9 protein-coding genes are annotated in these 9,640 nt (G+C 70.3%); 6 read left to right on the forward strand and 3 right to left on the reverse strand.

The genetic code is table 11. The features are described from left to right. Nucleotides 1–8: 8 nt before the first annotated feature. Nucleotides 9–1,244, forward strand: coding sequence for a beta-ketoacyl-[acyl-carrier-protein] synthase family protein (locus ESP51_RS17025; protein WP_129522090.1), 1,236 nt, complete (start codon nt 9–11; stop codon nt 1,242–1,244). Between the two features lie 153 nt (nt 1,245–1,397). On the opposite strand, the gene ESP51_RS17030 is transcribed toward ESP51_RS17025, so the two are convergent. Next, on the reverse strand, nt 1,398–1,919 hold the full coding sequence (locus tag ESP51_RS17030) for a DUF3145 domain-containing protein (RefSeq protein WP_241843230.1): 522 nt from the start codon (nt 1,917–1,919) through the stop codon (nt 1,398–1,400). Nucleotides 1,920–2,133: 214 nt separating this feature from the next. Between ESP51_RS17030 and ESP51_RS17035 the strand changes: the two genes are divergently transcribed. Continuing rightward, complete coding sequence (locus ESP51_RS17035; RefSeq protein ID WP_129522091.1) at nt 2,134–2,763, forward strand: PadR family transcriptional regulator; 630 nt, start codon at nt 2,134–2,136, stop codon at nt 2,761–2,763. A gap of 13 nt (nt 2,764–2,776) precedes the next feature. On the opposite strand, the gene ESP51_RS17040 is transcribed toward ESP51_RS17035, so the two are convergent. Beyond that, the gene (locus ESP51_RS17040; protein ID WP_241843231.1) at nt 2,777–4,627 is read right to left on the reverse strand and encodes a bifunctional 3'-5' exonuclease/DNA polymerase; all 1,851 of its coding nucleotides are present in this window, start codon (nt 4,625–4,627) and stop codon (nt 2,777–2,779) included. 103 nt (nt 4,628–4,730) lie between these two features. On the opposite strand from ESP51_RS17040, the gene ESP51_RS17045 reads away from it, so the two are divergent. The 3 genes from ESP51_RS17045 to ESP51_RS17055 all read left to right on the forward strand — a co-directional run bounded on the left by ESP51_RS17045 (nt 4,731) and on the right by ESP51_RS17055 (nt 7,606). After that, nucleotides 4,731–5,483: a hypothetical protein gene (locus tag ESP51_RS17045; RefSeq protein ID WP_164990574.1), complete on the forward strand. Its 753-nt coding sequence runs from the start codon at nt 4,731–4,733 to the stop codon at nt 5,481–5,483. A gap of 152 nt (nt 5,484–5,635) precedes the next feature. Next, a complete protein-coding gene (locus tag ESP51_RS17050) occupies nt 5,636–6,106 on the forward strand; it encodes an NfeD family protein (protein ID WP_129522093.1) in 471 nt (156 codons plus the stop codon). 39 nt (nt 6,107–6,145) lie between these two features. Continuing rightward, nucleotides 6,146–7,606: a flotillin family protein gene (locus ESP51_RS17055; protein ID WP_129522094.1), complete on the forward strand. Its 1,461-nt coding sequence runs from the start codon at nt 6,146–6,148 to the stop codon at nt 7,604–7,606. 48 nt (nt 7,607–7,654) lie between these two features. Here the strand turns inward: ESP51_RS17055 and ESP51_RS17060 are convergent, their stop codons facing one another. Beyond that, nucleotides 7,655–8,446 (reverse strand): siderophore-interacting protein, encoded by a 792-nt coding sequence (locus ESP51_RS17060; RefSeq protein WP_241843232.1) that lies wholly within the window; start codon nt 8,444–8,446, stop codon nt 7,655–7,657. A gap of 137 nt (nt 8,447–8,583) precedes the next feature. On the opposite strand from ESP51_RS17060, the gene ESP51_RS17065 reads away from it, so the two are divergent. Next, on the forward strand, nt 8,584–9,576 hold the full coding sequence (locus ESP51_RS17065; protein ID WP_129522096.1) for an ABC transporter substrate-binding protein: 993 nt from the start codon (nt 8,584–8,586) through the stop codon (nt 9,574–9,576). Nucleotides 9,577–9,640: the final 64 nt, after the last annotated feature.

A 9,640-nucleotide genomic window follows, 5' to 3' on the forward strand; every position in this document is an offset into this window, starting at 1 on the left:
TCTCTCGAATGACCAAGAAGATCGTCATCACCGGCATCGGCGCGACCTCGCCCCTGGGCGGCACCGCGCGCGACAGCTGGAACGCACTGCTCGCCGGCGAGTCCGGCGCTCGCGCGCTCGAACACGACTGGGTCGCCGACCTCGCGCTTCCCGTCACCTTCGCCGCCACCGCGAAGGTGCCCACCGCCGACGTGCTCGAACGTCACGAGACGAAGCGCCTCGACCCCTCGAGCCAGTTCGCCCTCATCGCGGGCCGCGAGGCCTGGGCAGATGCCGGTGCGCCCGAGATCGCTCCCGAGCGGCTCGCCGTCGACTGGTCGACCGGCATCGGCGGCGTCTGGACGCTGCTCGACGCCTGGGACACCCTGCGTGAGCGCGGCCCTCGACGCGTCCTGCCGATGACCGTGCCCATGCTCATGCCCAACGGCCCCGGCGCCGCGATCGGCATGGACCTGCACGCTCGCGCCGGCATCACGACGGTCGTCTCGGCGTGCGCGTCGAGCACCGAAGCGCTCGTGAACGCCTACGACCACCTGCAGCGGGGCCTCGCCGACGTCGTCATCGCCGGGGGCTCGGAAGCCGCGATCCACCCGCTGCCCATCGCGTCGTTCGCCGCGATGCAGGCGCTCTCCCGGCGAAACGACGACCCGTCGATCGCTTCTCGTCCCTACGACATCGGTCGTGACGGCTTCGTGCTCGGCGAGGGCGCCGCAGCCCTCGTGGTCGAGACTGAAGAGCACGCGAAGGCCCGTGGGGCACGCATCTACGCCGAGCTGCTCGGCGGCTCTGTCACGAGCGACGCCTACCACATCACCGCACCCGACCCCGAGGGATCGGCCGCAGCACGGGCGATGATCGCGGCCATCGAGGGCGCCGGCGCGCGCCTCTCCGACGTGCGTCACGTGAACGCGCACGCGACGAGCACCCCGGTCGGCGACATCGCCGAGTACAACGCGCTCAAGCGCGTGTTCGGCGACCTGCTCGACGGCATCGCCGTGACCGCGACCAAGGCTTCCACCGGGCACCTGCTCGGCGGCGCCGGTGCGATCGAGGCCATGTTCACGGTGCTCGCGCTCCACGAGCGGGTCATCCCGCCGACGATCAACCTCACCGAGCAGGATCCCGAGATCCCGCTCGACGTCGTGACGTCACCGCGGGCCATCGAGGGCGACGACGTCGTGGCGATCAGCAACTCGTTCGGCTTCGGCGGGCACAACGCCGTCGCTGCGTTCCGCTCGGCCTGAACACGCTGTCGCGCCGTTCGGCGCGGAAGTGAGAAAGACCCCGGCCGCGTTTCGCGGGCGGGGTCTTCTCGTGTGCGGCTCAGGTTTCGATCGTGCGTCACCGGGAAGCATCATCCGACGATCGCGTCACGCCACCGCGCGAGCCGCGCCCGCTCAGCCCACCTGGTGCAACCAGACGACCGGAGCGAAATCACTGGCGTGACGGAACGGTTCGAGCTCGTCGTCCCACGCTTGCCCGAGCGCGAGGCGGAGCTCGCGGTGCAGCTCGACCGGATCATTCCCGGCGATCTCCATCGCGTACCGGATGCGGTCCTCGGGCACGACGGTGTTGCCGGCGGTGTCGGTCTGGGCGAAGAACACGCCGAGCTCAGGGGTGTGCATCCAGCGTGCACCGTCGGAGCCCGGAGTCGGATCCTCGCTCACCTCGAAGCGGAGCTGCTCCCAGCCTCGCAGCGCGGACGCGAGCTTCGCGCCGCTGCCGGCCTCGCCTTCCCAGTAGAACTCGGCGCGCATCATGCCGCGGTGCACCGGCTGCATGCTCCACTCGAAGTTGACCGCGCTCCCCAGCGCTCGCCCTGCCGCCCACTCGACATGCGGACAGAGCGCCCGGGGCGAGGAGTGCACGAACAGCACACCTCGCGCGGTGCGCGCGGCCCGCGTGGTCATCTCCGCCATCTCTCTCTCCGTTCTTGAGGTGCGTCTTCCCCTACGACCTCTGAACGGTTTGGATGGCTGGTGTTCGATTGTGGACGGCGAGCCGTCATTGGCGATTATGCCGCGGATCAGGGCCGGTGACAAGATCGGATCGCCGAACGTGTCACTCGCGGCATCCGGCGGGCCAGAACTCTATACTCAGTGAATTGTTCCCCCTTCTCGAGATGGAGTCCGGATGGCCGTGCGCGATGCACTCCTCGCCCTGCTCACGGCGGGCCCCGCCTACGGGTTCCAGTTGCACGGCGGCCTCGAGGCGCGCACCGGCGGGCGACGGCAGGTGAACGTCGGCCAGACCTATGCGACCCTCGAGCGACTCGGCAAGCAGCGTCTCATCGAGCCGGCCGGAGTGACGGATGACGGACTCCCCCTGTATTGCCTCACCGCGTCGGGCACGGCGGCCGCCACAGCCTGGTTCGACGGCGCGGATGCCTCGGGCGCCGACCCCTGGGACGAGATGGTCGATCGCGTGCTCATCGCACTCTCGCTGCCCGACGTCGACGGACTCGCCGTGGCGCGAGCGGAGATCGACCGCTGGAGAGTGCGTCGCGACGACGCGGCTGCGCTGGCGTCGGCGAGCACGTCCGAGACGACTGCCGCGGCCGACGGAGCCGAGCCCGAGGCCGACGCTCGCGACGCCGAGGCGGAACTCGCTCGCCTCGCGGCTGCGGCCGACGTCGCCGTCGCCGATGCAGCACTCGGGTGGCTGCAGACGGTTGCCGCGGCATCCGCAGAGCGCCTCGCCTTCGCGCCCCGAGCGACTCGACCCAAGCGCGGTCGCCGCCCGGCGCCGCCCGCACCCGGCTGATCGACGGGCCCGCTCACGCGTCGGCGAGTGCGTAGCTGTCGACCACCGCCAGGTCGAGCGGGAACTCGACGGGGAAGTCGCCGAAGAGGAGCCGGCCGGCACCCATCGCCGCCTCCTCGACCGCAGCGGCGACCTCATCGGCGAGAGCCCGCGGCGTGTGCACGATGATCTCGTCGTGGAGGAAGTACACGAGGTGCGGGGCGCGCTCGAACACCGGTCCGGATGCCGGCGCCGGGATGATCGGCCCGGCCGCTTCACCGCCTGCTGCGGCGATCGTCGCAAGTCGCGTGCGAAGCGCCGCCATCCAGCAGAGCGCCCACTCGGCGGCGCTGCCCTGCACGACGAAGTTGCGCGTGAATCGACCCCACTCGCGAGCGACCGACCGCGCACGGCGCTCGTCGGCCGGCGAGGCCTCGGGCTGGCTCGCCCGCGACTGCGTGGCGTGCCACTCGGACGGCGGCAACGGAGACGATCGGCCGAGGAGCGTCGAGACGACTCCACCGCGCTCGCCCTCGGCCGCGGCGCGGTCGACGAGGGCCATCGCCCTCGGGTACGCGCGCGCGAGCCGCGGCACGAGCCGGCCGCTCTCGCCGGTGGTCGCGCCGTACATCGCGCCGAGGATCGCGTACTTGGCCTGCTCCCTCGTCTCGACGACGCCGGCGTCGACGATGCCCCGGTAGAAGTCGAGGCCGCGCCCGGCGGCGGCCATCGCCTCATCGCGCGCCATCCCGGCGAGCACGCGCGGCTCGAGCTGTGCGGCATCGGCGACGACGAGCGTCCAGCCGGGATCGGCCACGACCGCGCTGCGCACGTTCTTCGGGAGCTGCAGGGCTCCCCCGCCGGCGGTCGCCCACCGGCCGGTCGCGGTGCCGCCCGGCACGTAGTCGGGCCTGAAGCGTCCACCCGCGATCCACTCGTCGAGCCACGCCCAGCCGTTCGCGCTCAACAGCCGGGCGAGCTTCTTGTACGCGAGCAACGGCTCGATCGCCGGGTGCTCCTGCTCACGCAACTCCCATCGGCTCGTCGAATCGACGTGGATGCCGGCCCGGCGCAGCGCCTTCAGCAGGTCGACTTGAGAGTCGAGATTGACGGATGCCGCATCGAGCGCGGTGCGCACCTGTGCCGCGAGTTCCTCCATGCGAGCCGGCTTCCATCCGGCCTTCGGCTTCGGACCGAGCTCGGCCTCGAGCACTCGCTCGTGCGCAGCGCGGTCCCACGGAAGGCCTGCCGCGTGCAGCTCGACGCCGATGAGTGCGCCGGCGGACTCGGCTGCGAGGAGCAGGCGCAGGGCATTCGGCTCGGTGCTGCCGGCGACGAGGGCGAGTTGGCGGTCGTGCTCGGCGATGATCGCCTCCACGCGCACGGCCGAGGAGCCTACGACCGCGTCATCCGCTCGATCGACCGTACCGGCGCCGGGTTCCACAGCGGTGTCGGCGGTGCCGACGGCGTCGACGCCGCCCGAGGCAGCGGCATGGAACTCGTCGAGCTCGAAGAGCGGCGTTCGCACGATCACCGACGGTGCGGCGAGGGCCGCAGCCGCGCCCGGCTCGCTCGGTCCGGCGGGCAACCACGCCGATCGCGGATGATCGCCGGCCTTCCTCATCGTCGCCGTCGCGGCCGAGTGCTCGAGGATCGCCCCGCACAGGCGCAGGTCGTGGCAGCGTTCAACGCGCACCCCGGCCTCGAGGAGCCTCGGATACCACGATCGCGTGTCGCTCCACACCCAGCGTGGACGCCGAGCCTCGAGCCGGCACACCGCCTCTGGGAATCCGGCGAGTGGAACGGTGACGGCCTCTGCCGACGGTGCCTCGGGATCGATGAGCGTGACACGACCCTGCCCCGCCATTCCGACCACGATCCGCACCACCCCATTCTCGTGGGCGCCGCCCACACCAGGTCACCGTGCGAGTGTCGGCGGTGCCGCCGAAGATGGGGGTCATGCACAGAATCGAGGCGAGATGGTCGCGGTGAGCTTCCGATGCGGTCACGGCGCGGCCGCTGGTGAGCCCGGCGTCGTGACGCTCGGGCGTGTCTGCCCGCTCTGCATGCTCCTCCACGAGACGCAGCGCTCCCGTGCCGAGCTGCTCGGCCGGGTCGCCCCGCCCCAGCGTGCAGCGCTCGCCCTCGAGACGAGGATCGGCGCGAGCTACGACTGGCGATGCGCCCGCGGCCATGATCGGTATCCGGCTACGGTGCGCGAGGTGCTCACCGGACCGAGCTGTGCGAAGTGCCGCACCAACGCAGCCGGCCCGACCGCGAAGCGCGAAGCGGGCGTGGCCTTCATGAAGCCAGGACTCCGGGTCGGCACCTCGATGACCGAGCAGCGATTGCGGACGATGCTCGGCGAACGCATCCGCCTGCATCACCGCGTCAATGCTGTACGCATCGCCCGCATGTTCTACGGCCAACAGGAGGTCTGGCCCGACATCTTGGTGCCACAACTGCGCATCGCGGTCGAGTACGACGACCCCGGCAAGTCGCGTCGGGCACATCGCGGACTGAAGGAGGCATCCGACACGGAGAAAGACGAAGCGCTCCGCGAAGTCGGCTGGGAGGTCATCCGGATTCGTGCCGGAGGCCTTGAGGCGCTCGGCGTGAACAGCATCGTGTGTCGCGCGCTCACGACCGGAGTCGTCGACGAGGTGGTCGATCTCATGCGGCGCATCCGCGGTGCCGCAGCGGTCGACGCCATCGCGATCGAGCACCGGCTCCTCTCCTGATCGCATCGTCGGGCCGGTGCTCAGCTGGGCCTGCCGAGACTCGCCGACCGCTCGAGCAGCCCCTCGCGCACGCCACCCGCGGGCACCGATAAGGTGAGGGCATCCGCGCGTGTCGGCGCCCGGGATCACGTGTGTAGAGAGGCAGCAAGTCGATGCTCCTTCCGTTCCTCATCATCGGAGGCATCGGCATTGTGCTGTTGCTCATCTCGCTCGTGTTGGGCGACGTCTTCGACCAATTCGAGATCGGCGACGGTGCCATCTCGGGCACCGCGCTCTCGGTGGGGCTCGTGGTCTTCGGCGCGGCCGGGGCACTCACCGCGAGCATGGGACTCGCGATCGTCTGGGCCTATGTGCTCGCGGTGGTACTCGCGGCGGTCGCCTACGTGTTCAGCGTGCTCGTGGTGCGCAATCTCACGCGCAGCTCCGACGGGGTGCCGCAATCCGCGGTCGGCCTCACCGGTGTATCGAAGTCCGACATCTCCCCCGCGGGCGGCGAGGTCAGCCTCGACGGCCCAAGTGAAGTCGAACGACGACTCGCGTACTCCGACGCGCCGATCGCCGAGGGCGTGCGCATCCGCGTGATCGAGCAGGCGGGCACCCGCGTGAAGGTCACCACCGAATAACCCCGCCACATCCAGCCAAGCCTGCTCGAAAGGAACCCGATGCTCACGCCTGTCATGATCCAGGTGATCGCCGTCATCGCGATCGTCGTCGCCCTGCTCTCCCTGCTCATCTTCATCGCCCGGCGCATCCGCCGCGTGCCGCCGAACGAGGCCCTCGTCATCGTCGGGCGTGGCGCAGGGCGACCCGCGGCGGGCGAAGCCCCCACCGGGCAGCGTGTCGTCATCGGCGGTCGCACCTTCGTGTGGCCGATCCTGCAGCAGGGGTTCTCGATCTCCCTCGAGCAGCGCCAGATCGGCATCACGGTCGAGGGCGTCGACAAGAACCGCATCAAGATCGCCATCAAGGCCTCGATCAACTTCAAGGTGAGCGGCACCGAGGAGGGCGTGCGCCGAGCGGCGCAGCGATTCCTCTCACAGCAGAGCGCGCTCACCGAGATCATCAAGGAGTCGCTCGAGGGCTCGCTCCGTTCGATCATCGGCGACATGACGATCGAGCAGATCATCTCCGACCGCAAGGGACTCTCCGATCGCGTCGTCGCCGAGACCAAGACCGACCTCGTCGAGCAGGGCCTCCAGGTCGATCTCCTGAACATCTCCGACATCTCCACGCCGGGCAGCGACTACCTCGCGAACCTCGGCCGCGCCGAGGCGGCGCGCGCACGCCAGGTGGCCGAGGTCAGCGAGGCCGAGGCCGCCCGTGCGAGTGAGTTCGCCCGCATCGAGGCGGCTGAGCAGATCGCCGAGCGCCAGAAGGCGTTGAACCTCAAGCAGGCCATCATCAAGGCCGAGACCGACCGCGCGAACGCCGAGGCCGATGCCGCAGGTCAGCTGGCGACGGCCGAGCAGGATCGTCTCGTCGCCGTGGAGGAGCGCTCAGCCCTCACCGAGCAGGCGCTCGTCACGCAGGAGCGCCTCGACATCGAGATCCGGAAGCCTGCCGAGGCGGAGGCCTACGCCGAGGTGCAGCGAGCCACCGCCCAGCGTGACGCGACGAACGCGAGCACCGAGGCAGAGGCGTTCAAGCGCACGAAGATCGCCGAGGCCAACAAGGTCGCCGCCGTGCAAGACGCCGAGGCCGCCGCCACCGCGGTTCGCGTCTCGGGTGAGGCCGAGCGTGACCGCCAGGTCGCCCTCGCCGCCGGCATCCGCGCCCAGGGTGATGCGAAGGCGGCAGCGATTCAAGCCGAGGGTCTGGCGTCCGCCGCCGCGACCGACGCGAAGGCGCTCGCCCTCGAGAAGTACGGTGAGGCCGCGCTCGCCCAGGAGATCATCTCCCGTCTTCCCGAGATCGTGCGGGCGGCAGCCGAGCCGATCTCGAACATCGACACGCTCACCGTCGTGTCGACCGACGGCGCGAGCGCGATCACGAAGACCGTCGGCCAGGTGCTCGGCGAGGGCACCGAGGTCGTGAAATCGCTCACCGGACTCGACGTGAGCGCCATCCTGGCCGGACTCGCTGGTCGAGCTGCGCTCGTGAAGGCGGATTCGGCCGCCGAGTGAATCGAGGCGGGGCGGTCGAGCTCGACCTCGTGAGCGGGGAGGCGCGCGTCAGGTCGCGCGCCAGTACCCGCAGAACGTGACGTTCGACTTCGGCACTCCGCGCTCGTTCACGAGGTGACGGCGGGCACCGGTGGCGAGCTTCGACTCGCCCGCGGCGAATGCGTTGACGGTCCCTTCAGGGAATGCCAGCTCGCGCAGGTGCTCGAGTGCCGTGCGCCCGATCGGCGCTTCGGGGCGGCGCACGATCCAGTGCACCGACATCCCCTCGGGGGCGTCGACCTCCTGCTGATCGCCGAACTCGGGGAGCTCGATGAGCGCATGGCCGCGGGAGTCGCGGGGCATGTCACGAAGGATGCCCGCGACCGCGGGAAGGGCGCTCTCGTCACCGACCAGCAGGCTCCAGTCGGCGGCGATCCCACGGTAGCCGCAGCCCTGGTCGATGAGCGCGACGGATGCCCCGAGCGGCAGGCTCCCCGCCCACGGCCCGGCCACCCCGTCGTCGCCGTGCACGACGAAGTCGATGTCGAGTTCTCCGTCTTCGGGCCGGAAGCGGCGCACGGTGTAGTTGCGGATCACTGGCCTCGTGGCCTTCGGGAGGATGAGGTATTTGAGGTATCCGGCCGTGTCGTAGGTGCCGGCGAGGTTGTCGAAGCGAGTCTGGTCGGAGACCGGCACGGCGAGGCGGAACCACTGGTCGAACCCGAGGTGGCGCCAGCCGGCGAGGTCGTCGCCCGCCACCGTGAGCCGCACGAAATGCGGTGAGATGCGCACCGCGTCCACGACCTCGGCGTGTACGACGCCGGTCTCCGAATGCGTGATCGCGATGTTGCTGCTTGCCACTGGGTCCTCCGAAGCTCGGTAACGCGTACTCGTACAACAGCGTCTCGTCGTGACGCACAGCGACACAGGTATCGCAGCCGACATCCGACCGTGCGTAAGCTTAGGCTAACCTCACCTCCCATCGAAGGGTCTTCCGCATGCCCCCGCGTCGTCTCGCCCCCCTTACTGCCCTCGCGGTCGGTGCCGCCCTGCTCACCGGATGCGCCACCGGGGCGCCGGCAGCCGAGAGCGGGAACGCCTGGTCATACGAGTCAGGCGACGGCGAGACGTACACAGCCGATGCGGTGCCCACGCGGATCGTCGCGCACGCGTATGCCGCGAAGGCGCTCATGGAATTCGGCATCACGCCCGTGGGCATCTACGCCGATGGACCGATCAGCGAGGATGTCGGGCTCCGGGGCGTCGACCTCGACGGCGTCGAGATCCTCGGCGAGGAGTGGGGCAAGATCGACGTCGAGAAGGCCGCATCTCTCGCCCCCGACCTGATCGTCGGCGACTGGTGGCCGGCCGAGGAAGCGTACAGCGGCCTCGAGGGCGGTGTCGAGGAGTCGAGCAAGAAGCTCGCCGACCTCGCACCCGTCGTCGGCGCCTCCCAGGGCGACTCGATCGTCGACCTGATCGAGGGCTACGCGGAACTCGCGGAGTCGCTCGGCGCCGACCCGCAGGTCATCGAAGAGGCCCGCACGTCGTTCGAGGCATCCGTCGACCGCTTCAGCGAAGCCGCGGCCGCGAAGCCCGGGCTGACGGCGCTGGCCGTGAGCCCGTACGACACGACGTACGCGGTCGCGGTGCCCGAATACGCGCCCGAGCTGCTCGACTTCCGTGAATGGGGCCTCGACGTCATCGTGCCGGATTCCCCCGACGCCGACTTCCCCTACTGGGAGTCGCTGAGCTTCGAGACAGCCGACACCTACCAGCCCGACCTCCTCCTCTTCGACGACCGGAACTACCCCGCCAACCTCGACACGCTCGCCGCGCAGCCGATCGCGAACGACATCGCGGCGTACGCGGCCGGCGCGACGACCACCTGGCCCGCCTACTGGTTGCACACCTATTCGGACTACGCCGCCGAACTCGATCGCCTGACCGAGGTCATCCAGGGCGCCGACTCGAACATCGGGTCGGAGTGACCGCGACCCTCGACCGGCCCCGGGTCGGCGCCGCGCGCCGCGCGGGGCTGGCCGGGGGCCGCGG

The organism is Agromyces albus (assembly GCF_004134825.1).
GTDB classification, from domain to species: domain Bacteria; phylum Actinomycetota; class Actinomycetes; order Actinomycetales; family Microbacteriaceae; genus Agromyces; species Agromyces albus.